The sequence below is a fragment of the Streptomyces sp. NPDC007896 genome, from assembly GCF_042959425.1.
Classification (GTDB): Bacteria; Actinomycetota; Actinomycetes; order Streptomycetales; family Streptomycetaceae; genus Streptomyces.
Genome location: NZ_JBIBKX010000016.1, coordinates 19,356 through 43,699, shown reverse-complemented (window position 1 = coordinate 43,699; position 24,344 = coordinate 19,356). Strand labels below are relative to the sequence as shown.

Annotated in this window: 20 protein-coding genes and 1 pseudogene; 8 read left to right on the top strand and 13 right to left on the bottom strand. The window is 70.2% G+C overall.

Annotated features, from left to right (window positions below; translation table 11 throughout):
• Positions 1–363 (top strand): annotated as a pseudogene (locus ACFZDJ_RS40040) (membrane dipeptidase); the annotation flags it as partial.
• 65 nt (positions 364–428) lie between these two features.
• On the opposite strand, the gene ACFZDJ_RS40035 reads toward ACFZDJ_RS40040, so the two are convergent.
• Positions 429–788 (bottom strand): VOC family protein, encoded by a 360-nt coding sequence (locus ACFZDJ_RS40035; protein ID WP_168509019.1) that lies wholly within the window; start codon positions 786–788, stop codon positions 429–431.
• Between the two features lie 104 nt (positions 789–892).
• Here ACFZDJ_RS40035 and ACFZDJ_RS40030 point away from each other — a divergent pair, with 104 nt between their 5' ends.
• A complete protein-coding gene (locus tag ACFZDJ_RS40030) occupies positions 893–1,390 on the top strand; it encodes a CGNR zinc finger domain-containing protein (RefSeq protein WP_391066539.1) in 498 nt (165 codons plus the stop codon).
• A gap of 187 nt (positions 1,391–1,577) precedes the next feature.
• On the opposite strand, the gene ACFZDJ_RS40025 is transcribed toward ACFZDJ_RS40030, so the two are convergent.
• Complete coding sequence (locus tag ACFZDJ_RS40025) at positions 1,578–2,921, bottom strand: nucleotide sugar dehydrogenase (protein ID WP_391066536.1); 1,344 nt, start codon at positions 2,919–2,921, stop codon at positions 1,578–1,580.
• A gap of 175 nt (positions 2,922–3,096) precedes the next feature.
• Here ACFZDJ_RS40025 and ACFZDJ_RS40020 point away from each other — a divergent pair, with 175 nt between their 5' ends.
• Positions 3,097–4,254 (top strand): acyl-CoA dehydrogenase family protein, encoded by a 1,158-nt coding sequence (locus ACFZDJ_RS40020; RefSeq protein WP_391066533.1) that lies wholly within the window; start codon positions 3,097–3,099, stop codon positions 4,252–4,254.
• A 69-nt stretch (positions 4,255–4,323) separates the two neighbouring features.
• Here the strand turns inward: ACFZDJ_RS40020 and ACFZDJ_RS40015 are convergent, their stop codons facing one another.
• Positions 4,324–4,962: an HAD-IA family hydrolase gene (locus ACFZDJ_RS40015; RefSeq protein ID WP_391066530.1), complete on the bottom strand. Its 639-nt coding sequence runs from the start codon at positions 4,960–4,962 to the stop codon at positions 4,324–4,326.
• 127 nt (positions 4,963–5,089) lie between these two features.
• Entirely contained in the window at positions 5,090–5,635 is a 546-nt protein-coding gene (locus ACFZDJ_RS40010; RefSeq protein ID WP_168509014.1) for an acyl-CoA thioesterase, read from the bottom strand.
• A gap of 119 nt (positions 5,636–5,754) precedes the next feature.
• On the opposite strand from ACFZDJ_RS40010, the gene ACFZDJ_RS40005 reads away from it, so the two are divergent.
• Positions 5,755–7,041 (top strand): LCP family protein, encoded by a 1,287-nt coding sequence (locus ACFZDJ_RS40005; protein WP_390930047.1) that lies wholly within the window; start codon positions 5,755–5,757, stop codon positions 7,039–7,041.
• Between the two features lie 74 nt (positions 7,042–7,115).
• Here ACFZDJ_RS40005 and ACFZDJ_RS40000 read toward each other — a convergent pair whose 3' ends face one another.
• The gene (locus ACFZDJ_RS40000; RefSeq protein WP_391066526.1) at positions 7,116–8,618 is read right to left on the bottom strand and encodes an LCP family protein; all 1,503 of its coding nucleotides are present in this window, start codon (positions 8,616–8,618) and stop codon (positions 7,116–7,118) included.
• Positions 8,619–8,745: 127 nt separating this feature from the next.
• On the opposite strand from ACFZDJ_RS40000, the gene ACFZDJ_RS39995 reads away from it, so the two are divergent.
• Positions 8,746–9,786: a glycosyltransferase gene (locus ACFZDJ_RS39995; protein ID WP_390930043.1), complete on the top strand. Its 1,041-nt coding sequence runs from the start codon at positions 8,746–8,748 to the stop codon at positions 9,784–9,786.
• Positions 9,787–9,852: 66 nt separating this feature from the next.
• On the opposite strand, the gene ACFZDJ_RS39990 is transcribed toward ACFZDJ_RS39995, so the two are convergent.
• The 4 genes from ACFZDJ_RS39990 to ACFZDJ_RS39975 form a co-directional block, all read right to left on the bottom strand.
• Positions 9,853–11,652: an LCP family protein gene (locus tag ACFZDJ_RS39990; protein ID WP_390930042.1), complete on the bottom strand. Its 1,800-nt coding sequence runs from the start codon at positions 11,650–11,652 to the stop codon at positions 9,853–9,855.
• 141 nt (positions 11,653–11,793) lie between these two features.
• Positions 11,794–13,545: an LCP family protein gene (locus tag ACFZDJ_RS39985; protein WP_391066524.1), complete on the bottom strand. Its 1,752-nt coding sequence runs from the start codon at positions 13,543–13,545 to the stop codon at positions 11,794–11,796.
• Positions 13,546–13,789: 244 nt separating this feature from the next.
• Positions 13,790–15,112 carry an LCP family protein gene (locus ACFZDJ_RS39980; RefSeq protein WP_390930038.1) on the bottom strand — a complete coding sequence of 441 codons (1,323 nt, stop codon included), beginning with the start codon at positions 15,110–15,112 and terminating at the stop codon, positions 13,790–13,792.
• Positions 15,113–15,341: 229 nt separating this feature from the next.
• A complete protein-coding gene (locus ACFZDJ_RS39975) occupies positions 15,342–16,097 on the bottom strand; it encodes a TIGR03089 family protein (protein WP_168509008.1) in 756 nt (251 codons plus the stop codon).
• Between the two features lie 111 nt (positions 16,098–16,208).
• Here ACFZDJ_RS39975 and ACFZDJ_RS39970 point away from each other — a divergent pair, with 111 nt between their 5' ends.
• Positions 16,209–17,564, top strand: coding sequence for an N-acetylmuramoyl-L-alanine amidase (locus ACFZDJ_RS39970; protein WP_391066855.1), 1,356 nt, complete (start codon positions 16,209–16,211; stop codon positions 17,562–17,564).
• A 119-nt stretch (positions 17,565–17,683) separates the two neighbouring features.
• The gene (locus tag ACFZDJ_RS39965; RefSeq protein ID WP_168509007.1) at positions 17,684–18,766 is read left to right on the top strand and encodes an NDP-sugar synthase; all 1,083 of its coding nucleotides are present in this window, start codon (positions 17,684–17,686) and stop codon (positions 18,764–18,766) included.
• A 507-nt stretch (positions 18,767–19,273) separates the two neighbouring features.
• On the opposite strand, the gene ACFZDJ_RS39960 is transcribed toward ACFZDJ_RS39965, so the two are convergent.
• The 4 genes from ACFZDJ_RS39960 to ACFZDJ_RS39945 form a co-directional block, all read right to left on the bottom strand.
• The gene (locus ACFZDJ_RS39960; RefSeq protein WP_391066520.1) at positions 19,274–20,287 is read right to left on the bottom strand and encodes a DNA-3-methyladenine glycosylase family protein; all 1,014 of its coding nucleotides are present in this window, start codon (positions 20,285–20,287) and stop codon (positions 19,274–19,276) included.
• A gap of 218 nt (positions 20,288–20,505) precedes the next feature.
• Positions 20,506–21,816, bottom strand: a complete 1,311-nt coding sequence (locus ACFZDJ_RS39955; protein WP_391066518.1) for a coenzyme F420-0:L-glutamate ligase — start codon at positions 21,814–21,816, stop codon at positions 20,506–20,508.
• Positions 21,813–22,772 (bottom strand): 2-phospho-L-lactate transferase, encoded by a 960-nt coding sequence (gene cofD, locus ACFZDJ_RS39950; RefSeq protein ID WP_391066515.1) that lies wholly within the window; start codon positions 22,770–22,772, stop codon positions 21,813–21,815. Before cofD ends, ACFZDJ_RS39955 begins: the two co-directional genes overlap by 4 nt.
• Before the next feature lie 62 nt (positions 22,773–22,834).
• On the bottom strand, positions 22,835–23,326 hold the full coding sequence (locus tag ACFZDJ_RS39945; RefSeq protein ID WP_054229209.1) for a cysteine dioxygenase family protein: 492 nt from the start codon (positions 23,324–23,326) through the stop codon (positions 22,835–22,837).
• 706 nt (positions 23,327–24,032) lie between these two features.
• On the opposite strand from ACFZDJ_RS39945, the gene ACFZDJ_RS39940 reads away from it, so the two are divergent.
• A complete protein-coding gene (locus ACFZDJ_RS39940) occupies positions 24,033–24,296 on the top strand; it encodes a WhiB family transcriptional regulator (RefSeq protein WP_003975777.1) in 264 nt (87 codons plus the stop codon).
• Positions 24,297–24,344 lie beyond the last annotated feature (48 nt).

The following is a 24,344-nucleotide window of genomic DNA, read 5'->3' as shown; positions in this document are numbered from 1 at the left end:
CTCGCCGAGCTGGGCGCGGCGGGCGGCCTGTGCATGGTGCCGCTGACCGCCGAGCAGACCGGCCCGACGGTCCGGGACGTCGCCAACCACCTCGACCATGTCCGCGCCGTGGCCGGCCCCGGGTGTGTCGGCCTGTCCGGCACCTACGACTCCGGCGCCACCCACCCCCGCGACCTCGGGGACGCCTCCCGCTATCCCCACCTGATCGCAGAGCTGCTCCGCCGGGGCTGGTCCGAGTCGGAACTGTCCCTGCTGACCTGGGGCAACGTCCAGCGCGTCCTGCGCGGCGCGGACTTCACGGCCCGCGCCGCGCAGTGCCGCCGGGAACCGTCGACCGCGAGGATCGCCGAACTGGACGGCTAGGTCCCCTCGGCCGCGCCCGCGCGCTTCTCCTGCTCGTCCTCAGCAGGCGCAGGGAACACTCGTCCTCAGCAGGCGCAGAGACAGAAGGGGTGCCCCGCCGGGTCGGCGTACACCCGCCAGGTCCGTGAACGGTCCTCGGTGTCGAGTGCCCGCGCGCCGAGCGCCAGCACGCCCTTCTCGGCGGCGTCCAGGTCGTCGACGGTCAGGTCCAGATGGAACTGCTGCGAGTCCTCGGGCGCGGGCCACTGCGGCGGTACGTGGCCCGGGGCGGCCTGGAAGGCCAGCGAGGGCCCGTCGGACACCTTCAGGTCGACCCAGTCCCCGTCCCCCTCGACCGTGCCGCCGAGCACCTCGGCGTAGAACCCGGCGAGGGCGCGCGGATCGGGACAGTCCAGGACGACGACACCCAGCTTGGCGAGAGCCATGACTTCCTCCGAGGGGTTGGCAACGACACCGACGAGTTACCTCTAGACCTCTTCAAGAGGTAACGGTTACTGCATGCTCCCGCATAGGAGGTAACGTCGCAACCATGAATGACCGTGCGCCCGCACCCGGCGGTCTGGCTCTGATCCAGTCGCTGGTGAACACCCTGGACATCGAGTCGGGCGCGGACTTGCTGGACACCGCCGAGGGCCGGGCGTCCTTCGGCCTCACGGAGAGCGAGGCCGAGGCGGCCCGCGAGCTGCGCGAGTCGTTGCGCGCGGCCTGCCTGGCGCACGCGGGCCACCCGGCGCACCGCGCGGTGACCCCCCTCGGCGAGCTGCTGGCCCGGGCTCCGCTGCACGTGACGGTCGACGAGCACGACGGCGCGGCGCGGCTCGTCCCCGCGGCGGCCTCACTCGCGTCGCGTGTCGCGGCGGCCCTCGCGCAGGCGCTCGTCGAGGGCACCTGGCTGCGGTTGAAGGCCTGTGAGGCACCGACCTGCCACTGGGCGTACTACGACCGCTCCCCGGCGGGCCGCGGCCGCTGGTGCTCGATGTCGGTCTGCGGGGCGCGCGCGAAGATGCGCCGGTACCGCGCGAAGTAGCCCGTCCGTGGGCGCGAAGTGGGACAACCGGCCACACCGGTCGCCGGGAGCGTGGAGAATGTGTGCTGACGGCGGTCCGGCCGACTGAGCCTCGGCCGGACCGCCGTCACCTGCGAAGCGCTACGGGGTCACCCGCGAAGCCCCACCAGGGCCACTGGTAGGGACTGTTATCAGGGACTGTCCGGCCCTAGGCGGTCGGGCGACCCATCGCCCGGTACGTCCATCCGGCCCGGCGCCACACCTCGGGGTCGAGCGCGTTGCGGCCGTCCAGGAGAACCCGGGCCGAGGCGGCCTCGCCCAGCACCGCCGGGTCCAGCTCGCGGAACTCCTGCCACTCGGTCAGGTGCAGGACGACGTCGGCGCCGCGTACGGCCCCGACCGCGGAGTCGGCGTACCCGAGCGTCGGGAAGAGCCGCTTGGCGTTGGCCATGCCCTTCGGGTCGTAGACGGTGACCTGGCCGCCCTGGAGGTGGATCTGCCCGGCGACGTTCAGCGCGGGCGAGTCCCGGACGTCGTCCGAGTCGGGCTTGAAGGTCGCGCCGAGCACGGCGATCCGCTTGCCGAGGAACGATCCGCCGCCCAGCGCCTCCCGGGCCATCTCCACCATCTGGCCGCGACGGCGCATGTTGATGGAGTCGATCTCGCGCAGGAAGGTCAGCGCCTGGTCCGCGCCGAGCTCACCGGCGCGCGCCATGAAGGCGCGGATGTCCTTCGGCAGGCACCCGCCGCCGAACCCGATCCCGGCCCGCAGGTACTTGTTGCCGATCCGCTCGTCGTGCCCGATGGCCTCGGCCAGCTTGGCCACATCGCCGTCGGCCGCCTCGCACACCTCGGCCATGGCGTTGATGAAGGAGATCTTGGTCGCGAGGAAGGAGTTCGCGGAGGTCTTCACCAGCTCGGCGGTCGGGAAGTCGGTGACGACGAAGGGCGAGCCCTCGGAGACGGGCGTCGCGTACACCTCGCGCAGGATCTTCTCGGCCCGCTCGCTGCGCACGCCGGCCACGAGACGGTCGGGGTGCAGCGTGTCCTGGACGGCGAAGCCCTCGCGCAGGAACTCCGGGTTCCAGGCGAGCTCGGCGTCCTCACCGGCGGGGGAGAGCTCGATGAGCGTGCGCGCCAGCCGCTCCGCGGAGCCCACCGGCACGGTGGACTTGCCGACGACGAGGGCGGGCCCCTTCAGGTGTGGGGCGAGTGTCTCGAACGCGGCGTCGACGTACGACATGTCGCACGCGTACTCCCCGTGCTTCTGCGGCGTGTTCACGCAGACGAAGTGGACGTCGCCGAACTCCCCGACCTCGGCCCAGTCCATGGTGAAGCGCAGCCGGCCGGTGGATCCCTCGATGCCCGCCACATGCTTGCGCAGCAGTTCCTCGAGTCCCGGCTCGTACATCGGGACCTCGCCCCGCTGCAGCATCTCGATCTTCTCGGGGACGACATCGAGCCCCAGCACCTCGAACCCGAGCTCGGCCATGGCCGCGGCGTGGGTGGCGCCGAGATAGCCGGTGCCGATCACGGTGATCTTGAGGGCCATGGGTGCTCCTGGGGTGAATGGCTTCAGTGCGCTGCCCGAGCATAGTCGGGGCATGTTCGGGCCCCTCATCGGGCAGGTTCCCTCCTGTCGCCAAGCTCACGTATCCCTCCCGTGGGCGGACCCCTAAAATTTGGGTTACTTAACGGTAATTAGCGTCTTTGGAGCGTGAGAGACCTTGGCCGGATCGGCTGATTTCGACCTGTACCGCCCGTCCGAGGAGCACGACATGCTCCGTGACGCGATCCGCTCGCTGGCCGAGGCGAAGATCGCGCCGTACGCGGCCGTGGTGGACGAGGAAGCCCGTTTCCCGCGGGAGGCCCTGGACGCTCTGGTCTCCTCCGATCTGCACGCCGTGCACGTACCGGAGACGTACGGCGGCGCGGGTGCCGACGCGCTCGCCACGGTGATCGTGATCGAGGAGGTGGCGCGTGTGTGTGCCAGCTCCTCCCTGATCCCGGCCGTGAACAAGCTGGGCTCGCTCCCGGTGATCCTCTCCGGTTCCGAGGCCCTGAAGCAGAAGTACCTGACCCCTCTCGCCAAGGGCGAGGGGATGTTCTCGTACTGCCTCTCGGAGCCGGACGCGGGCTCGGACGCCGCGGGCATGAAGACGAAGGCCGTCCGCGACGGCGACGACTACGTCCTCAACGGTGTGAAGCGCTGGATCACCAACGCGGGCGAGTCCGAGTACTACACGGTGATGGCGGTCACCGACCCCACCAAGCGCTCGAAGGGCATCTCGGCCTTCGTCGTGGAGAAGTCGGACGAGGGCGTCTCCTTCGGTGCCCCCGAGAAGAAGCTCGGCATCAAGGGCTCCCCGACGCGCGAGGTCTACCTCGACAACGTCCGCATCCCGGCCGACCGCATGATCGGCGAGGAGGGCACCGGCTTCGCCACGGCCATGAAGACCCTGGACCACACCCGCATCACGATCGCCGCGCAGGCGCTCGGCATCGCGCAGGGTGCCCTCGACTACGCCAAGGGCTATGTCCAGGAGCGCAAGCAGTTCGGCAAGGCGATCGCCGACTTCCAGGGCATCCAGTTCATGCTCGCCGACATGGCCATGAAGATCGAGGCCGCCCGCCAGCTGACGTACGCCGCGGCGGCCAAGTCCGAGCGCGGCGACAAGGACCTCACCTTCCAGGGCGCCGCGGCCAAGTGCTTCGCCTCGGACGTGGCCATGGAGGTCACCACGGACGCCGTCCAGCTCCTCGGCGGCTACGGCTACACCCGCGACTACCCGGTCGAGCGCATGATGCGCGACGCCAAGATCACCCAGATCTACGAGGGCACGAACCAGGTCCAGCGCATCGTGATGGCCCGCAACCTGCCGTAACCCACGTCCGCACCACGGACTTGAGGGGCACCCCGCCGGGGTGCCCCTCGTTCTTGTCCCCGGGCGGCCTCACAGGCCGTTCAGGGCGCCCCGCAGATCCTCCGGCGTGCGGTAGTGGACGGTCCGCATGCCGAGTGCGGCCGCCGCCTCCACGTTCTCCAGGGTGTCGTCCACGAACAGGCAGCGCTCCGCCGGGACGCCGGCCCGTTCGACGGCGATGTCGTAGATGCGCCGGTCGGGCTTGGCGATGCCCACCCGCGCGCTGCTGACCACATGGTCGGCGAGGTCCGTCAGACCCAGGGCCTCCAGGTCCTCCTCCAGCTGGACCGAGGTGTTGGTGACGAGGACCAGGGGCATGTGGGCGCGGGCCCGGCGCAGCAGCGCCACCACCGTCTCGTCGGCGTGGAACGGCGAGCGTACGAGCGCCGTGCTCAGCTCCACCGCCGTCCCGTCGGGCACCAGCCCGGTCAGGCCCTCCAAGATCGACCCCGCCCACTCGTCCGGTGTGATCCGGCCCAGCACCAGCGGAAGCACCGTCTCCGGTGCGAAGGCCACCTTCATGGTGGTGCCCTCGGCCAGCCCGGCGGCGCGCTCCAGCGCGTACAGGCGGTCCGGTTCGTAGACGCGGATCACGTTGTCGACGTCACAGAGCACCGCGTCGAAGAGGCGTCCGCCGGAGGCGGACGGGGTGGCGGGGGAGAGGGTCATGACGTCACCCTGACATCCGCCCGGGAGCCACTGTCGGCCAGGGCCACCGGCCAGGGTGACTTCCCGGCCCGGTCCTCGGGCGTCCGGCATCACCGAACCCCTGGTTCTTCCGGCCCTCGCATCCCTACTAGTCCAGCCCCTCCGCCGCCCGCTTCTCCCGGAGCTCCATGATCGCCCGGCGGCGTGCCAGCCGGTGGGTGCGCCGGATCTGCGCCTCCTGGTAGCGCCGCTCGTCGCGCTCGGTCTCCGGGTGGACGGGCGGCACGCGCCGCGGCTTGCCGTCGGCGTCGACCGCGGCGAAGACGAGATAGGCCGAACCGACCTGCTGGGGCGGCGTCGACTCGTTCCAGCGCTCGGCCAGCACGCGCACGCCGACCTCCATGGACGTCCGCCCCGTCCAGTTCACCTGGGCCTTCACATGGACGAGGTCGCCCACCCGGACGGGCTCCAGGAAGACCATCTCGTCCATGGAGGCGGTGACGGCGGGCCCGCCGGAGTGCCGCCCGGCCACCGCGCCCGCCGCGTCGTCGACGAGCTTCATGATCACTCCGCCGTGCACCGTGCCCAGAAGGTTGGTGTCGTTGTGGGTCATGATGTGGCTGAGGGTGGTCCGGGACGCGGAGGTCGGCTTGCCCGGAATATCGGATTCCGGGTTGGGCGCCAGGTCTGTCATGCCGTCCACCCTATGCGGGGGCATGCGGCGGTCTCTTTGCATCAGCTCTGCAACAGGCGTGACCCAGATCTCCCCGGTCTCTTGTTAGGCACACCGTGTGGACCTGCACACTGGTCCGCATGAACGATTGGCCCGACGGGTGGTCCGACAGCAACCGCAGCGACCGTTACGGACGCGGCAGCGCAGGCGCTCAGCCTGAGGGTGCCCGCGTCATGCGGCAGGTTCAGCGTGGCCCGGGAACGCCCGGTCCGCGCCCGTCCGCCCCGCCGTACGGCGGGGTGCCCCAGCAGCCGACGTACGACGACGGCCAGGGGTATGACAACGGGTACGGCTCCGATTACAACACCGGGCAGGTCTACGGTTCGCCGGGCGGCCCCGGTGGTCCGCAGGGTCCCGGCGGCCAGGGCGGCCGTGGCCCGCGCCCCGCGCCGAACTGGCGGCGGCGGATCAAGTGGACCGCGATCACGCTGGTCACGCTGCTGGTCGTGGTCTCCGTGGGCACCTACTTCTGGGCCGACTCCAAGCTCCACCGTGACGTGGATCTCTCGCAGGTCATAGACCGGCCCGAGGCGGGCAAGGGCACCAACTACCTGATCGTCGGTTCCGACAGCCGCGCGGGCATGTCGGCCGCGGACAAGAAGAAGCTGCACACCGGGTCCGCCGAGGGCAAGCGCACGGACTCGATGATGATCCTGCACGTCGGGGACAACGGCGACACGCTGCTCTCCCTGCCCCGCGACTCGAACGTGACGATCCCCACGTACAAGGGATCCGCGTCCGGCAAGACCTTCCAGGGCACGGGCCGTCAGGTGAAGCTGAACGCGGCGTACGCGGAGGACGGGCCGACGCTGCTGGTCCGCACCATCGAGTACAACACCGGCCTGCACATCGACCACTACGTGGAGATCGGTTTCGCCGGGTTCGCGAACATCGTCGACGCGGTCGGCGGCGTGGAGATGACCCTCGACCAGGGCTTCAAGGACAAGTACTCCGGCGCCGACTTCAAGGCGGGCAAGCAGACCCTCAACGGCGAGCAGGCTCTGGCCTTCGTCCGTACCCGCCACGCCTTCGCGGCCTCCGACCTCCAGCGCACCAAGAACCAGCAGAAGTTCCTGTCCGCGCTGGCCCACCAGGTCGCGACCCCCGGGACCGTCCTGAACCCCTTCAAGCTCTACCCGACCATGGGCTCGGGCCTCGACAGCCTCACCGTCGACAAGGACATGAGCCTGTGGGACCTCGGCAGCATGTTCTGGGCGATGAAGGGCGTCACCGGCGGCAGCGGCAAGTCCATGAACATGCCGATCTCCGGCTCCACGGGCGGCAACCTGGTCTGGGACAAGGCCAAGGTCAAGACGCTGGTCGACGAGCTGAAGAACGACCAGACGGTGACCGTGTCGGGCAACTGACCCGTACCACCACGAAGGGCCCCGCCGGACGAATCGGCGGGGCCCTTCGCATGTCCCCTGGACGCGCGCGCCACCTACGTACACACCACCTGATCCCCCGTCACCACCCGGGTCGCCCCCTGGTAGGGATCCTGCACCCGGACCCGTGTGACCTCCTTGAAGTCCGCCCCGGCGATCACCTTCAGCAGCGGCCCCCGCCCCTTGACCTCGTGCAGCTCGCTGCCCGGGAGGGCGGCGGCGAGGGACTTCGCGGAGCGGTCCCAGCGCGGGTCGTAGACGATGACGTTGTGCCGGGCGGTGCGGTCCTGGGCGTTGACGGGCCGGCCCGTCGTGCGGAACCCGGTGGCGGCCAGGGCGCCGTCCATGCGTTTGCCGAGGCCGTCCGTGGGCGTCCCGTTCTCCACCTGGACCTGGATCTGCTGCGGGTCCACCTCGACGCGCACGGTCCTGGCGGGCGCCGCCTTGTGCGGGGGAGCGAGCGGCTTGTCGTCGCGCAGCGACTGGAAGAGCGCGGCGGCCTTGTTCTCGTCCCACTTCAGTGTGGAACCGATGCCCTTGGCGGCGTAGGCCATCTGCCCGATCGGCACGGTCGTGAACTCGGAGGAGGAGGGGGAGAAGTTCCGCATCGCCCGGCCGAGGTCCAGCAGCTCGTCCGTGCCGAACCCCTGGTCCGCGCGGACCGAGCCGAGCACGGCCCGGGTGACATCACGGAACTTCATCGGGTTCAGCAGCACCCCCGACGACGTGGCCCGCTCGATCAGCGCCGCCAGGAACCGCTGCTGGCGCTGCATCCGGCCGATGTCGGAGGCGCCGTCGACATGCCGGGAACGTACGTACTGGAGTGCCTGCCCGCCGTTCAGCGTGTGCGTGCCGGCGGTCAGGTCGAGTCCGGTGTACGAGTCCTTCAGGGGATGTGCGGTGCAGATGCTCACGCCGCCGAGCACGTCCACCGTCCGCATGAAGCTGGTGAAGTCGACCTCCAAGTAGTGGTCGATCTTCACGTGGGTCATGTTCTCGACGGTGCGCACGGTCAGCTGCGGGCCCCCCTCCGCGTACGCCGCGTTGAGCTTGATCGGGTGGGGGCCGTGCTCGGCGCCGGTGGTCTGGTCGGTGTGCGCGGGCACCTCGGCGTACGAGTCGCGCGGCAGGCTCACGACGCTGGCCCGCTCCCTGTCGGCCGCGATGTGCACGATCATCATCGTGTCGGTGCAGTGGCAGGGGGCACCGCCCAGACGGTATTTCCGCCGCTCCTCCTCCGTGATCTTGTCGCGGCCGTCGGTGCCGACCAGCAGCACGTTCATGCCGTGGCCCGCCGCGGGGCGGTTCTTCATGTCCTTGAAGGGGTCGACCCGGGCGATGTCCTCGCCCAGGCTGGTGACCACCGCGTGCCCGATGCCCGCCGAGGCGAGGACCACCACCGAGATCGTGGTGACCACCCGCATGGCCCAGCGCGGCTTCTTCCTCCGTACGGGGGGCCGTACGGTGGACCGCTCCGGAGGCCGCCGGGAGCGGGGCGGCTTCGGACGGCTCTGGGGGCGGGGCTGCGGGCGTGCGGCGGAGCGGGGCGGCGTGGGCAAGGGGGGACACCTCCGCGGGGGTGAACGTGGGGATCCGTGAGCACCGTAGGCCCATACGATCTGCTGCCCGGCCCGCGGACCGGGCGGCGCGCGCCCGTGTCCCCCATTCGCGGTAACGTGACGTCCGATGAGCGAGAAGTCTGACGTGCGGCCCCCCGCCGTTTCTGTGATCATGCCCGTCCTCGACGAGGAGCGGCATCTGCGCGGGGCCGTCCAAGCGATCCTGGCGCAGGAGTACGACGGCGAGATGGAGGTGGTGATCGCCATCGGTCCGTCCTCGGACCGTACGGAGGAGATCGCCGCCGAGCTCGTACGCGAAGACCCGCGCGTCCACACCGTCCCGAACCCGACCGGTCGCACCCCGGCCGCGCTGAACGCGGCGATCAAGGCGTCCCGGCATCCCGTCGTCGTGCGCGTCGACGGGCACGGCATGCTTTCGCCGAACTACATCGCGACGGCCGTACGCCTCCTGGAGGAGACCGGCGCGCAGAACGTCGGCGGCATCATGCACGCCGAGGGCGAGAACGACTGGGAGCACGCGGTCGCCGCCGCGATGACCTCGAAGATCGGGGTCGGGAACGCCGCCTTCCACACGGGTGGCGAGGCCGCTCCCGCCGAGACCGTGTACCTCGGTGTCTTCCGGCGCGAGGCCCTGGAGCGTCAGGGCGGCTACAACGAGGAGTTCATCCGCGCCCAGGACTGGGAGCTGAACTTCCGGATCCGGGAGGCGGGCGGCCTCATCTGGTTCTCGCCCGAGCTGAAGGTGTCGTACCGGCCCCGGCCCTCGATCAAGGCGCTCGCCAAGCAGTACAAGGACTACGGGCGTTGGCGCCATGTCGTCGCCCGCTATCACGAGGGCTCCATCAACCTGCGCTATCTCGCCCCGCCGACCGCCGTGTGCGCGATCGCGGCGGGCGTCGTGGTGGGCGTGGCGCTGACGCCCTGGGGCTTCCTGATCCCCGGCGGCTATCTCGCGGCGATAGCCGGGGGCTCGCTGCCCGCGGGCAAGGGGCTGCCCCTGAAGGCCCGCCTGCAGATCCCCGTCGCCCTCGCGACCATGCACATGTCGTGGGGCTTCGGCTTCCTCACCAGCCCGAAGGCACTGGCGAAGAAGGTCATCGCCTCCCGCCGCCCGGCGGTGCTCGGCTCCACGGAACCCGCCAACTGAGCCCCATCCATTGACAGTTGGGCCCTCTCGAGGTCGAGAGGGCCCAACTGCTTTTCCATCAACCGCCTACGACCAGGTGTAGTCCTTGTTGACGTGCATACAGGCGTCGGCCTTGGCGCCGTTGAGCACGTCCGCGGACTCCGGCGTCGTGTTGTCCTGCGCCTTGGCCTTGTACGCCGTGCCCTCGCGCCAGTCGGCGCCGACCACGAGCGTGACGCCCGAGACGTCCGTCGACTTCTTCACCGCGCTCAGCGGGACCCCCAGCGCCTTGGCGACCGCCTGGGCGTCGCCCTGCAGGTCGGCGCTCGGGTAGCGGATCACCGTCGTCTCCTCGACGGTCGCCGCCGAGGTGTCCGCCTCGGCCTTGGTGAAGCCCTTGCCGACGAGCAGCTGGGACACCGTGCGCGCGCGTCCGCCGACCGGGCCCAGCGTGGCCGTGCGGGTGCCGTTCTGCACGGTCACCCCGATCTGGTCGTCCGCGGCGGCCGGGTCCGTGGAGGCCTTCACTGCGGTCGCCGTCTTCTTCTTGTCCTTGCCGTCGAGCGCGATGTCCTCACGGACGAGACGGAACAGCTGCTCGGCCTCGACCGGCTTGGGCTCCACGCGGTTGCTGTCCGACACGGCCCACTGCCAGGGCATCGTGGTCATCGTGATGCGCTTCGGCTCGACCTTCTTCAGCTCGTTGCCGAGGTCGTAGAGCTTCAGCACGCTGCCCAGGCCCTTGTCGACGGTCAGTGCCTTGGTGGCCGTCTCCGCGAGGCTGCGCAGCTTGCCGGGGTTGCTGATCGTGGCGTTCTCGCGCAGCTGGCGGACCATCGAGTTCATGTACTGGTGCTGGGCCTTGGTCCGGCCGATGTCCGTGTTGTCCTCGAAGCCGTACCGCGTCCGCAGCCACGCCAGGGCCTGCGTGCCCTTGACGGGGGTCGTGCCCTTCTTGAGTTTCAGCCCGGAGCCGTGTCCTTGCCTGTCCTTGGAGTAGACGTTCGCGTCCACGCAGACCGGGACGCCGCCGATCGCGTCCGCCATCGACACCACACCCGAGAAGTCGATCTTCATGAAGTGGTCGATGTGGATATTGGTGAGCTTCTCCCAGGTGGCCACCGTGCAACCCGGGCCGCCGCGCCCGAGCGAGGTGTTGGTCATCACCAGTCCGACGGTCGCCGGGTAGACCTTCTTGGTGTCCGGGTCCGTGCACTTGGGCATCTTCAGCAGGGTGTCGCGCGGCATGCTGATCACCGACATGTTGCTGCGGTCGGCGGAGAGGTGCAGCAGCATCTGGACGTCCGCGAGCGGGGTACCGCCGAAGGTGTCCTTGGCGCCGCCGAGAGCCTGGTTCTCCTTGGTGTCCCGGGCGTCCGAGCCGATCAGAAGGATGTTCAGGGGGGTCTGCCCGGCCGCGTTCGCCTTGCTCTTGGCCGCCCGGTCCTTCTCGTCGCCGAGGTTCAGGTCGTCCTTCTTGATGTTGTCGTTCAGGTGCTGGTAGTAGAGGTAACCGGCGCCCGCGGTGCCAAGTATCAGAACCGCCAGGACCGACGCCGACCAGCGCAGTACGCGGCGTCTGCGCCGCGGGTGCCCGCCGTCGCCGCCCCCGCGCCGACGCCCGCCGCCCCCGCCGTGCCGGCCCTGCCCATGCGGTTCGGCCGACGCGTCGTCGCCGCCCTTGTCGACCGGACGCCCGTCGCGCCCGGTGTCTCTACTGGTGGAGCCACTGTCTTCACTGGTGGCACCGCCACCTCTGCCGCCGGAAGCTCCGCCTCCGTCGGTGGGATCGCCGTTCTCGTCGTACAGGCTGTCGTCCCAGCCCAGATCGTCGGCCTGCCGGACACGTGGTCGAGCCCCCTCCCCACGCACACCGCTTCGCGCCATCTCCCTGCCCCTCCCCACCCTGCGCCTGACAAACGGGTCCGTCCCGCGCCCGATCGGACGCGTACGTCTGGCCGGACACCCCTTGCGTCCGGCCCGGACGCCCCCGCGTCCTGTTAGACGTCTGACAGACCCGTTAGGTCATCAACTGGCGCACACTGTCTTGTCCGCCGTGGACTTGTTGACCTCGGGCGCCTTGGTCGGAGTGGTCAACGACACCCCGGCACCCTTGAAGTCCTTGCCCAGGGTCAGCACGAGCGCGGGCAGACCCTGTGAGTTCTTCTCGCTCTTGCCAGGCTTCAACGCCGAGGCGGACAGCCCCATGAGGTCCGCCAGCTTGCGCGCCTGATCGGCCTGGTCGGGAGAGTACTCCAGGGTTGTCTTGCTCAGTGTTGCGTCGGCGTTACCGAGCTGGCTGGACTTGGGCACGCCCTCAGTATTCTGCAGCCAGTTAAGAGTCTCCTGTGCGCTGCCGCCCGGGGCGCCGCCGTTGTAGATGTCGACGCGGATGTCGGCGGCGGCGGAACGGGTGCCCTTGAGGCGGGCGGCGACCTCGGCCTTCTCCTTCTTCTCCTTCTGCTTCACGGCGGTGAAGGAGACGTCGTTGCTGATCGCGTCGAAGACCTGCTGGCTCGTCGTCGGATCGACGATGACCGTCTTGTGGACCACACCGTCGGCCGGGTTGTCGCGCACTGGCACGGTCAAGAAGCTGATGTTCTTCGGCGGCACCTTCTTGAGCTCCAGGGCCACGTCCTTGAGGGTGCTGACGTTTCCTATGCCCGTGTCCACCGTGAGTGCCTTGGTGGCGGCCTCTGCCAGGCTGATCAGCTTGGTGGGGCTGGTCAGCGTGTCGCTGGAGCTCATCTTGCGCATCAGGGAACTCAAGAACTGTTGCTGCACCTTGATGCGGTCGAGGTCGCCCTGGTTGCCGAAGCTGTGCCGGGTGCGGACGAAGGCCAGTGCCTGCTCGCCCTGGATCGTGTGTTTGCCGGCGGAGAGCTTGAGGTGCGAGTCGGGGTCGTTGACGTCCTTCGCGAGGCAGACCTCCACGCCCTGCACCGCGGTGGTCAGAGTCTTGACCGCGTTGAAGTCGGCCATCATGAAGTGGTCGACCGAGATGCCGGTGACCGCTTTGACGGTACGCATCGTGCAACCCGGGTCCCGGCCGTCCTGGCCGAGGCTCGTGTTGAAGCGGACGTTCTGGGTGCCCGGAATGACCTTCTCGGTGCCGTCCGGTTGCTTCGTCGGACAGTCCGGCACGTCGACGATCAGGTCACGCGGAATGCTCAACGCGGTCGCGTTCGTACGGTCCTTGGAGACGTGCAGCAGGATGTTGGTGTCGGCGTGCCCGACGCTGCCCTTGTCGCCGTAGCCCTCGTTGCCCTTGCCGGTGCGCTTGTCGGTGCCGATGATCAGGATGTTGAAGGCCTCGTCCTTGCTGAAGCCCTTCTTGCCCGCGCTGCCGACGTCCGTCGTGCTGACGTTGCCCTCAAGGTGCTTGAGGTAGAGATACCCCGCGGCCGAGACGGCGACCAGCACGAAGGCCATCGTGCCGCCGGTCCACAGCAGTATCTTCTTCGCCTTCGACTTCTTCGGCTTCGTCCGCCCCTTGCGGCGCCCCGGCGGTGGTTCGGCCGGCGCGCCACGGCGCCGGCGCGGCCCGGGCACGTCGGGGCCGGGCGTCGCCGGACTCTCTCGTTCCGGCGCCCGGCGCGCGCGTGTCCCCGCTCCCGGTCCCGGTCCCGCGTTCGCGGGGCTGCCCCGCCGCGGTCTCGGGACTCCCGACTGCGGAGCGGAAGGGGTCAGTCGCAGTTCGTATTCGCCGGTGTTCGGGTTGAGTACCCACTGGTCTGCGGGGTCGATGTTGTCCGCCCGCCCACGGCCTTGCGCGTCCACGGTTGTCTGAATCCTCCGTCGGGGCCACGCGGCGCTCTTCCCCCTCAAAGAGCGCTCGGGTCTCGGTCAGCGGTGCGCGACCCCCAGGACGGACCTCGTGGCCGGGTGCACCGGATCGCTCACACTATCCGGCCGGTTCAGGGTCAAGCGACGGTGGTGACAAATTCCACCTTCCTACAACTGGGCAATCCGCCCTATTTCTCAGAGACTTCTCAGCTCGGCAGTTCCCGCCTTGGCGCACGCTTTACCCGCAGGCGTCCTCGGCCGCCGTGTTCCCGCGGAAAGTCGGCGCGGGTGTGGGAGTGGTGGGCCGTTTTCCCCTCGACTTCCCGTTGCCGTGCGACTCCTCTTCGTAGTCGAATGCCGAGTCGTACGTACCTTCGCCACCACCCTCGTACGAGTTCTTGCGTTTCGCAGGGGAATCCGCCGGATGGTCCGTCGGAAGACTCGTCGGAACGCCGCTCGACGGGTCCGTCGGAAGGCCGCTCGGCGGGTCCGTCGGAAGGTCCTTCGCGACCGCCACCGAAGCGTCCGCGCGCAGCAGGGCGAAGAGTTTGTCGGCCGCGGGTTTCACGAGCTGGTCGCGATTGGCGTTGTAGATGTACGACGTTCGCGGCACCGTCAGGAATTGGACACGTTCCGTGGGGATATTGCGCATGCCGCGGACCAGGTCGTACAACCCGCGCAGGCTCGCCAGATCCGGGTCCGTGGTGAGCGACGAAGTGGCCGCGTCGAGCACGGGATAGAGCCGTGCCGGATTGAGCAGGACGTCGGTGCTCTGCACCTTGTTGACGAGCGCGCCGAGGAACCGCTGCTGGCGTTCCATCCGGTCGGTGTCGCTGCCGTCGCCGATGCTCTTGCGGGCGCGGACGTAGCCGAGGGCCTGTGCGCCGTCGAGCACGACCTTGCCGGCGGGCAGCTTCAGCTTGGCCGCCTTGTCGTCGATGGGCTCCTTCAGGCACACCTCTACGCCGTGCACGGCGTCGACCATGTCCTTGAACCCGTGGAAGTCGACGACCACGTGGTGGTCGACACGGATGTTCGTGAGCTTCTCGACGGTTCGGATCGTGCACGCCGAACCGCCCGCCTCGAAGGCGGAGTTGAACATCGCGAACATGGGCCGGGTGCGGGTGCCGTCCGGACGCCGGCAGCTCGGCACGTCCACCATCAGGTCGCGGGGCAGGGAGACGGCGGTGGCGCTGCGCCGGTTCGCGGACAGGTGCAGCAGGATCGTGGTGTCGGAGCGCTCGGTCCCGGAGTCCCTGCCGTACTCCCCGTTCCCGTCCCCCGACCGCGAGTCCGAACCGATCAGCAGGATGTTCTGCGCGTCGCGCACCAGCGCGGTGGGCCGCTCCTTCTCGTAGCGGGCGAGCTCGGCCGCGGCTTCCTCGTCGGCCGTGATGTTCCGGCTCAGCTTCTCGTACGCGGCCACGCCGACGCCGACGGCACCGAGGACCACGACCGCGACACCGAGCGCCGAGTACTGCACCCAGCGTCGCCGTCGCCGTCGTACGAGCCCGGCACCGGTGGGCGAAGCCCCCGCTCCCGGCCCTGTCCTGTCGGTCACGTCGGAGTCCACCCCTCATGGCGTGCGAGCGTGCGGTGCTCCTACGACCATGGCTCGGAGGACCGGCGAGGGCGGCAGATAAGGGGCCGAACGGGTGACGGGACCCGTCAGGTGCGCGGGGCCCCGGCCGGTACGGATCCGCGGCGGGGCGCCGGGCACGACCGGCACCCACGGGGCCGCCCCGACAGGCGACCGGCCCCCACGGGCCGGCCCGGACGGCGGCCGGCGACTACCGAACCGTCGAGGTCACCCGCTCGCTCTCGATCCGCTTGGCCAACGCGTTCTCGCCCAGTTGCTCCAGATGACGACAGAGCACCACGGACCCCCCGGAGGCGAGCGGTGCGTACAACCCCGCGCTCAGCCCCTCCCAGGTGTCGTACGGCAGCGCGGACAGGATCCGCGACCCGGGCCCCGTCAGATCCAGCGAGGCCGCCTCCGCCCGGGCCCGCTCGACGACCTCGGCCCCCGTGTGCTCGGCCCCGGCGACGATCAGCGCGGCCTCCTCCGGGTCCACCGGTGCGTACGGCTGGAAGCGGTCGCCCTGGCTCGGCACCTCGACCGCGTAGTCGGCGTACCCGGCGGGCGGCGTCGAAAAGCGGCGCCCCAGCGGCGCGAGCGAGAGGGCGACGCGCTCGCCGGAGCAGGCGAGCCCGGCCTCGAGCGCGTCGGGCCCCGCGACGACGAGGTCGGCGGCACCGGGGGCGCCCCCGACATCCGCGACGACCCCCACCGAGGAACACGCGAGCAGCCACACCGCCGTCTGCCAGTGCGCGGGCAGCAATAGCGCGACCCGGTCGCCGGGCTCGGCGGACAACTCGCCCTGGAGGAGGTTGGCGGTCTTGGCCACCCAATTGGCGAAGGTCGCGACGGACAATTCGACACGTTCGCCCGTGGCGTCGTCGTAGAAGGTCACCAGGGGGCGCGCGGGGTCCGCGGCGAGCGCGGATCGTAGCAGGTCGGCAGGGGTGCGGTCGGTGGCGTTCACGCGCGCAAGCGTACGCGGGGGTGTCCGGCGGGACGCGGCACCCGAGCCACCGGTTCGGCGGAGCGTGACCCGACGGTACGTCAAATCCGCAATGGACAGATATGTATGACTATGTCCACGATCGGGGGCATGCATCATGGAATCCTTGCTTCCTCGGTCGGCGTCACCTGCGCGGCCGCACTCACCCTTCCGCTGGCCCTGTCCACTCCGGCACAGGCCGGACCCCAGGCGTCGAGGACCGAGCCTGCCGTGACGGGCAGCACCCAGTCCCTCCCCCTGGTCCCGCTCTCCGGCGACCGCTCGCTCGGACCCGCCGCGCCCGAACAGGGCCTCGGCAGACGGAGCGTTCGGTCGTTCTCGCTGGTCGGTGTCGTCTGGGACGACCCCGACACCGAACTGCGCGGCCGCGTCCAGGTCCGTACCCGCGCCACCGGAGGCAACCGCTGGTCCGGCTGGCAGGACATCGAGACCCACAACCACGAGCACGCGGCCGACCCGGACACCGCCGAGGGCGGCTCGGGCCGGGTGCGCGGCTCCACGGCTCCGCTGTGGGTGGGCGACTCGGACGGGGTCGAGGTCCGCGTCCAGGCACAGGTGGACGAACGAGCCACGGCGCCCGGCGAGTCGCCGCTTCCCAGAGGCATGCACCTCGAACTCGTCGACCCCGGCGCGGAACCCGCGCCCCGGGGCGCGCCGACGGGCGTCGGGAGCGCGGGCGCGGAGAGCGCCGAGACGTATGCCACCTTCGCCACCAACGCCGATCTCGCCCCGTTCGGCGCGACCGAGATCCCGGCACTGTCCAGGGCCGAGACCGAGCGCGAGCTCCCGGCCCTCCGCAGCGGCGCCCCGCTCGTGGAGCCGTACATCGGTGAGCGCCCACGCATCGTCACCCGGCGCGGCTGGGGCGCGGACGAGAACCTGCGCGAGGGCGGCTTCGTGTACACCAAAAAGGTGAAGGCCGCCTTCGTGCACCACACGGCCTCGGGCAACAACTACCTTTGCTCCCAAGCCCCTTCGCTCATCCGCAGTATCTACCGCTACCACGTGGTGAGCAGTGGCTGGCGCGACATCGGCTACAACTTCCTCGTAGACAAGTGCGGAAACATCTACGAAGGCCGCGCCGGGGGCGTGGCGAAGCCCGTCATGGGTGCCCACACCCTCGGTTTCAACGACGACACCATGGGGATCGCGGTCCTCGGCAGCTACGGCAAGACCAAGCCGGCCGCCGCCGCGGTGACCGCCATCGCGCGGCTCACGGCATGGAAGCTCGGTCTCTCCGGAGCCGATCCGCGCGGCAAGACATACCTGAAGTCCGGCGGTGGCAATCTCTACCGAAAAGGTAAGAACGTACGACTGAACGTGATCTCCGGCCATCGGGACGGGTTCGCCACGGAGTGCCCGGGGAGCCTTCTGTACGGCAAACTCGGCTCGGCCAGAACGGCCGCGGCCCGCTACCAGGGCCGCTGAGGTCTGCGCGGAGCCATCGAGGACACCCCACTGCCGTCGAAGGCCTCTTACTACGGACTGCATACACTGGCCGGCCGAACCACCCTTCGGCCGGTCCCGGCAGGAAGCAGAGACGACAGGTGACAGAAGCGATCCTCCTGGTCGGGGGCAAAGGCACCCGACTGCGCCCGCTCACGGTGAACACCCCCAAACCGATGGTTCCCGCGGCCGGGGTCCCGTTCCTCACGCACCAGCTGGCGCGGGCGAGAGCGGCGGGCGTCGAGCACATCGTCCTGGCGACCTCCTACCTGGCCGAGGTCTTCGAGCCGTACTTCGGCGACGGTTCCGCGCTGGGCCTCCACATCGAGTACGTCACCGAGGAGGAGCCCCTCGGCACGGGCGGCGCCATCCGCAACGTGGCCGCGCGCCTGCACTCCGGCCCCGACGAGCCGGTCCTGATCTTCAACGGCGACATCCTGACGGGCCTGGACATCCGGGCCCTGGTGGCGACCCACGAGACGACCGGCGCGGACGTCTCCCTCCACCTCACCCGTGTCGAGGACCCCCGGGCGTTCGGCCTGGTCCCCACGGACGCGACGGGCCGTGTGACGGCCTTCCTGGAGAAGCCCCAGACCCCCGAGGAAATCGTCACCGACCAGATCAACGCCGGGGCGTACGTCTTCCGCCGCTCGGTCATCGACACGATCCCGGTCGGCCGCCCGGTCTCGGTGGAACGCGAGACCTTCCCCGACCTCCTGGCCACCGGCGCCCACCTCCAGGGCATGGTGGACTCCACCTACTGGCTCGACCTGGGCACCCCCCAGGCCTTCGTACGAGGCTCCGCGGACCTCGTCCTGGGCCGCGCGCCCTCCCCGGCCGTCCCGGGCCGCTGCGGGGACCGCCTCGTCCTGCCCACGGCCAGGGTCGCCCCCGACGCCAAGCTGACCGGCGGCACGGTCGTCGGCGACGGCGCGTACATCGGCGAGGGAGCCCGCATCACCGGCAGCGCGATCCTGTCCGGCGCGGTCGTCGAACCCGGCGCCGTCATCACCGACTCCCTCATCGGCGCCCGCGCCCACATCGGCGAACGCACCATCCTCTCCGGGGCGGTCATCGGCGACGGCGCGGTGGTCGGCCCCGACAACGAACTCCGCGAGGGCGTAAGAGTCTGGTGTGAGGCCAAGATCCCAGCGGGGGCGCTCCGCTTCTCGTCGGACCAGTAGAGCTGGCAGCCGGCAGCCGGCAGCCGGTAGAGATCGAAGTGCGGGTGGGCGGGGGCTGGTCGCGCAGTTCCCCGCGCCCCTGAAAGCCTCGGTCCGCCCGGCGTCGCGAGTCCGGGGCCGTATCCCACCCACCCCGCCGGGATTTGTTCGGCTGCGGGTGCGTGGGGGCCGGTCGCGCAGTTCCCCGCGCCCCCAAAAAACCTCGGCTCGCCCGGCGTTCAAGAGCGAGCCCGGATCCCGTCGCCCCACCCACCCCGGCCCGCGCTTCCAGCCTGTCCGGCGTTTGAGGACGAGCCCCGGGGGTGTATCCCACCCCCCTCCACCCCACCCACCCTAGCCAGGCCGCGTCTTCAGCCCGTCCGGCGTTTGAGGACGAGGCCGTTCAGGCCGATGCGGGGGTCCAGGGGGCGCAGCGCCCCTGGCGGGGGCGAAGGGGCGGAGCCCCTGGGGGATGGGACGGGTAGGGGCGGCGGGGGCGAGAGACTCCCGGCCCGCACCCGGGGGCGACTACAGCCGCCCGATATCCCCCCGCGGCATCCGCGGAACCCGCCGCGCAGGCGTCCGCCCCGACAACAGAATCAACCGAGCCGCCCGATGCCGCTGCCCGGCATACGGCTCCAACAGCGAAAGCATCACGGAGTCGTCCGCATCCCGATCCCCCGCCAGCGCATACCCCACGATCCCCGGCAGATGAAGATCCCCCACGGTCACCGAATCCGCCGCCCCATGACTCCGCTGCACGGTCTCCGCCGAGGTCCACGGCCCGATCCCGGACACCAACTCCAACCGAGCCTGCGCAGCCCCCGGCTCCATCCCCACCGCCTCCTCAAGCCGCCCCGCCACCCGAACGGCCCGCAGAATCGTCGACGCCCGCTTGTTGTCGACCCCGGCCCGATGCCACTCCCAGGAGGGAATCAGCGCCCACGTCCGCGGCGCCGGCATGACGGACATCCGCTCCGGCGCGGGCCCCGGCGCAGGCTCCCCGAACTTCCGTACGAGCAACCGCCACGCCCGATACGCCTCGTCCGTCGTGACCTTCTGCTCCAGAACGGACGGAATCAGCGACTCCAGCACCAGCCCGGTACGCGTCAGCCGCAACCCCGGCCGCCGATGCCGCGCGATGGCGACCAGCCGATGACGAGGCTCGAAGGCATCGGGATCGTCGGCCGAGCCGAGCATCTCGGGGAGCTGTTCGAGCAGCCATTCGCTCCCCGGCCCCCACGCCTCACCCCGCACCACCCCGCCCCGCGCCGAGACCCGCAGCGTCCCGGCCCCGGCGGGCGTCCGACTGGTCCGCCACACGGCCCCGTCCGGCGTGGCACGGAAGGTCGGATCGCCGGGCCCACGGCGCAGCGGCCCGAGCACGAGCCCGAGATCGACCGGCCAGGGCGGCGTCCAGGTGCGGGTACGCCCAGGTGCGACCGCCTGCCGAGGCACCCCGCCGGAGGCGTCCGCGGGCACGGCGACATGCCCGCCGCGCACAGTCGTACGCGTCGGCCGAGGAGCGAAACGTCCAGCCACGAAAAGGGTCCTAGGAAACTCGGGGTGCCCTACGAGAGTAGGCGCTCACCCTCTCCGAACACCCGACCCTCGACACACACCACTCGCGACACACACCACTCGCGATGCACACCACTTGCGACGCACACCACTCGCGAGGCACACCACTCTCACCACACCTGGCCGAAGACTCTCCGCGCTCCTCGACAAGGGCCGTCACCACACCTCGGCAGCCACTCTCACCGCACCTCGACAAACGCCCCGGCATCCCGCTCGGGCCGAGCCCGCGGCTCCTCCGCCGCATGTCCGACCGCCACGGCCCCCATCGGATCCCACCCCTGCGGCAGCTCCAGCACGTCCCGTACGACATCCCGGCAGAACATCGTCGACGACACCCACGCGGACCCGAGCCGCTCCCCGGCCAGCGCGACGAGGAAGTTCTGCACCCCCGCGCCGACGGCGACCACGAACATCTCCCGCTCGGCCCCGTCCCGCCGCGGATCGCCGTACGTGTGCGACCCGTCCATGACGAGACACGGCACCACGAGGTGCGGAGCGTTGCGCAGCACATCACCGCGCCGCACCCGCTTGGCGATCGACTCCTCGCTCTTCCCGTCCCGCCGCAGATCCGCGATCCACGCGTCCCGCATGGCGTCGAGGAGCCGCGTACGCGACTCCTCGGACTCCAGGAGCACGAACCGCCAGGGAGTGGTGTGATGCGGCGCGGGAGCGGTGACCGCCGCGGCCACGGCCCGCCGCACGGCGGCCGGATCCACCGGCTCGTCGGTGAACGCCCGTACGGTACGCCGCTGGGTCACGGCCTCCCGTACGGCCTCCGAGGTGCCGAGTCGGAACATGTCGTCGCGCGCGCCCCGCACCATCGCCCGCGTCCCCTCCCCGTCGTCCTCGGCCACTACATGGGGCAGCCCGCGCACGACGGCGACGGGCAGCCCGGAGGCCTTGCCCTTGACCAGGTCACCGGCGGCGGCGAGCTCGTCGGCGGTGGCGACGACGGTGGCGCTCAGCGGATTGCCGTGCGCGTCGGTGCCGCCGCGCAGATCGTCCAGCACCCGTACGCCCGCGGCGCCGATGGCGACATCGGTGAGCCCGGTGCGCCAGGGCCGTCCAAAGGTGTCGGTGATCACGACGCCGACGTCGACCCCGAGGGTGTCGCGCAGCCCGTCCCGGATGGCCCGCGCGGACGCGTCGGGGTCCTCGGGCAGCAACAGGACGGTCCCGGCGGGGGTGTTGGAGGCGTCGACCCCGGCGGCGGCCATCACGAGCCCCTGCCGGTTCTCGACGACCCGCAGGGTCCCGCGGCGCGCCACGACCCGTACGGTCTCGGCGTCGATGGCGGCCTCCCGGTCGGCGGCCTCGACCAGGCGCCCCTCGGCCTTGGACACGATCTTCGAGGTGACGAGGAGAACGTCCCCGTCGACCAGCGCGGGCTCGGCGACGGCGATCAACTTGCCGAGGTCGTCACCCTGTCGGACCTCGGGGAGCCCGGGCAGCGCCCAGACCCGGTAACCGGGGGAGAGCTCTCCGCTCAAGACGTCCGCACCTCCTCCGCCAGCGTCAGCGCCTCACGCGCCATCTGTGCCGCGGTGTCCAGGTCGGACATCATCAGCGGCACGGCCCGGCACCGGATCCCGGCCGCCTCGACCCGCTCCACGGCGGACGCGTCCACCGTGTCGACGAGCCAGCCGTCGAGGAGCCCCGAGCCGTAGTGCTCGGCGACCGCGGTGGCCGTGGACTCGACACCGACCGCCGCCAGCACCTTGTCGGCCATGCCCCGCACGGGCGCGTCGCCGACGATGGGGGAGAGGCCCACCACGGGCACGCCCGCGTCGGCGATGGCCTCCCGGATGCCGGGCACGGCGAGGATCGTGCCGAGGGACACGACCGGGTTGGACGGCGGGAAGAGGATGACGTCCGCCTCCGCGATGGCTTCCAGGACACCCGGTGCGGGCTTGGCCTGCTCGGCGCCGACCGGCACCACGGCCTCGGCCGGCACGGAGGCGCGCAGCCGCACCCAGTACTCCTGGAAGTGGATCACCTTGCGCTGGCCGTCGATCTCGACGGCGACATGGGTCTCCACGCGGTCGTCGGACATGGGGATGAGCCGGACGCCCGGTTTCCAGCGGTCGCACAGGGCTTCCGTGACCGCGCTGAGCGGATAGCCCGCGCTCAGCATCTGCGTCCGCACGATGTGCGTCGCGAAGTCGCGGTCGCCGAGCCCGAACCACTCGGGCCCGACCCCGTAGGCCGCGAGTTCCTCCTTGAGGTGGAAGGTCTCGTCGGTCCGGCCCCAGCCCTGTTCCTCGTTGATGCCGCCGCCGAGCGTGTACATCACCGTGTCGAGGTCCGGGCAGACCTTCAGGCCGAAGAGATGGATGTCGTCGCCGGTGTTGCCGATGACCGTGATGTCCGCGTCCGGCACGGCCCGCTGGAGACCACGCAGGAACCGGGCACCACCGATACCGCCTGCCAGAACCACAATGCGCATGGGGTTCAGTCTGGCAGGCGGGTACGACAACGCGTGAGGCGGTTACGAGACCGCGGGCGCCCTCAGGCCGTGACGACGGCCGGGGCGCACTGGGCCGAATGCATCGGCATCTCGGTAAGACCCGGGTAGTAAACGTGCAGGCTCACGGCCGGTTCCAGGGAGTCGTTCACGACCTCGTGGATGTACCCCGGCGCGAACACCCGCTGGGATCCTGCCCCCAACGCGCGGGTGTCGCGCTCCGTGCGCTCGGTCAATGCGCCCTCCAGGACGGTGAGTACGCCGGAGGAGCGCCCGTGGTCGTGGAGTCCGCTGCCCTGTCCGGGCACCCAGGACAGCAGCCACACCTCGTAGCCGGGTCCGGTGCGCAGCCGGTGGTACCAGCGGGAGGTCGCGTCGTACTGGACGAGGTGCTCCCACTGTGAGCGGTCGGCGGCGATGGAGCGGGCCAGGCCGACGAACTCGGACACGGTGGCGGGGTGCTCGCGCGGCGGCTGGAGCAGGTGCGGTACTTCGAGGATGTCGCCGGCGATCTGGAGGTCGCTGTCGCTGTTCATGGGTGCGGTGGTTCCTCGGCGGAGAGCTGGGGTGTCGCGGGGCCGTTTCCGTCCGGATCACGGACGGGGAGGGTGCCCTGGTACGGGCGATCGCCCCGGAAGCGGGGCGGGGATTCGCCTCAGTGGCGGCGAGGCAGCCGGAGCGCGGTACGGCTCAACAGCTGGGACAGCAACAACAGCTACAGCGAGCGCGGGCAGCACCGTGGGACCCGGCGGTGCGGGTCGAGGTGAGTGCCAAGTTCGCGAGCATGCCCATAAGGACATCGGTTCACACCTCGGCTGTCAACTTCATGTCCGCTATGTGAGAGATGTTTCACCTCATCCGGTTCATCTGTGTGGCGAAAGGTTTGCTCTGGGGCCACCCCGGACACATGGCGCACAACCGGGCGCGCAAACCTCGATGCGATCCCGTGATCCAAATGTGATCCGGTTCGCTTCGGAGTCCGCGTCGGAACGAGATCGAACTTCTGGGCGTCCTTCCCAGTAGCGGGTCGGAAGTCCGTGCGGGCCCTTTGAGGCTGTCGGGGTTTATGCCGATTTGAACACTTTCCGCATAGCCTTGGTTCCGCAGAGTGAATAAGGGGCCCAATAGCAGATCTCGGCTTGACTGGCCCGGATCGGCACACTTGTAATTTCACTCGTGTCGTTCAGCCGAAATCGGTAACGGCAGCATCACGGGGACGCGAAAGACAGACGAGGGGCGCACATGACCGAGCTGGTGCAGCAACTGCTGGTCGACGACGCGGACGAGGAACTCGGCTGGCAGGAGCGCGCGCTGTGCGCCCAGACCGACCCCGAGTCCTTCTTCCCCGAGAAGGGCGGCTCCACCCGCGAGGCCAAGAAGGTCTGTCTCGCCTGTGAGGTCCGCTCCGAGTGCCTGGAGTACGCGCTCGCCAACGACGAGCGGTTCGGCATCTGGGGCGGTCTGTCCGAGCGCGAGCGCCGAAGGCTGAAGAAGGCCGCCGTCTGACCGCACGGCGCGCACCCCTCGTACCGATACCGGCAGGTAAGAACGGCC

Coding starts and splice junctions, on each gene's coding strand:
- ACFZDJ_RS40010 (WP_168509014.1), bottom strand. CDS start 5,635: ATGACAGACCTGGCGCCCAACCCGGAATCCGATATTCCGGGCAAGCCG.
- ACFZDJ_RS40015 (WP_391066530.1), bottom strand. CDS start 4,962: ATGACCCTCTCCCCCGCCACCCCGTCCGCCTCCGGCGGACGCCTCTTC.
- ACFZDJ_RS40005 (WP_390930047.1), top strand. CDS start 5,755: ATGAACGATTGGCCCGACGGGTGGTCCGACAGCAACCGCAGCGACCGT.
- ACFZDJ_RS40030 (WP_391066539.1), top strand. CDS start 893: ATGAATGACCGTGCGCCCGCACCCGGCGGTCTGGCTCTGATCCAGTCG.
- ACFZDJ_RS40035 (WP_168509019.1), bottom strand. CDS start 788: ATGGCTCTCGCCAAGCTGGGTGTCGTCGTCCTGGACTGTCCCGATCCG.
- ACFZDJ_RS39940 (WP_003975777.1), top strand. CDS start 24,033: ATGACCGAGCTGGTGCAGCAACTGCTGGTCGACGACGCGGACGAGGAA.
- ACFZDJ_RS39995 (WP_390930043.1), top strand. CDS start 8,746: ATGAGCGAGAAGTCTGACGTGCGGCCCCCCGCCGTTTCTGTGATCATG.
- ACFZDJ_RS39970 (WP_391066855.1), top strand. CDS start 16,209: ATGTCCACGATCGGGGGCATGCATCATGGAATCCTTGCTTCCTCGGTC.
- ACFZDJ_RS39945 (WP_054229209.1), bottom strand. CDS start 23,326: ATGAACAGCGACAGCGACCTCCAGATCGCCGGCGACATCCTCGAAGTA.
- cofD (WP_391066515.1), bottom strand. CDS start 22,772: ATGCGCATTGTGGTTCTGGCAGGCGGTATCGGTGGTGCCCGGTTCCTG.
- ACFZDJ_RS39990 (WP_390930042.1), bottom strand. CDS start 11,652: ATGGCGCGAAGCGGTGTGCGTGGGGAGGGGGCTCGACCACGTGTCCGG.
- ACFZDJ_RS40025 (WP_391066536.1), bottom strand. CDS start 2,921: ATGGCCCTCAAGATCACCGTGATCGGCACCGGCTATCTCGGCGCCACC.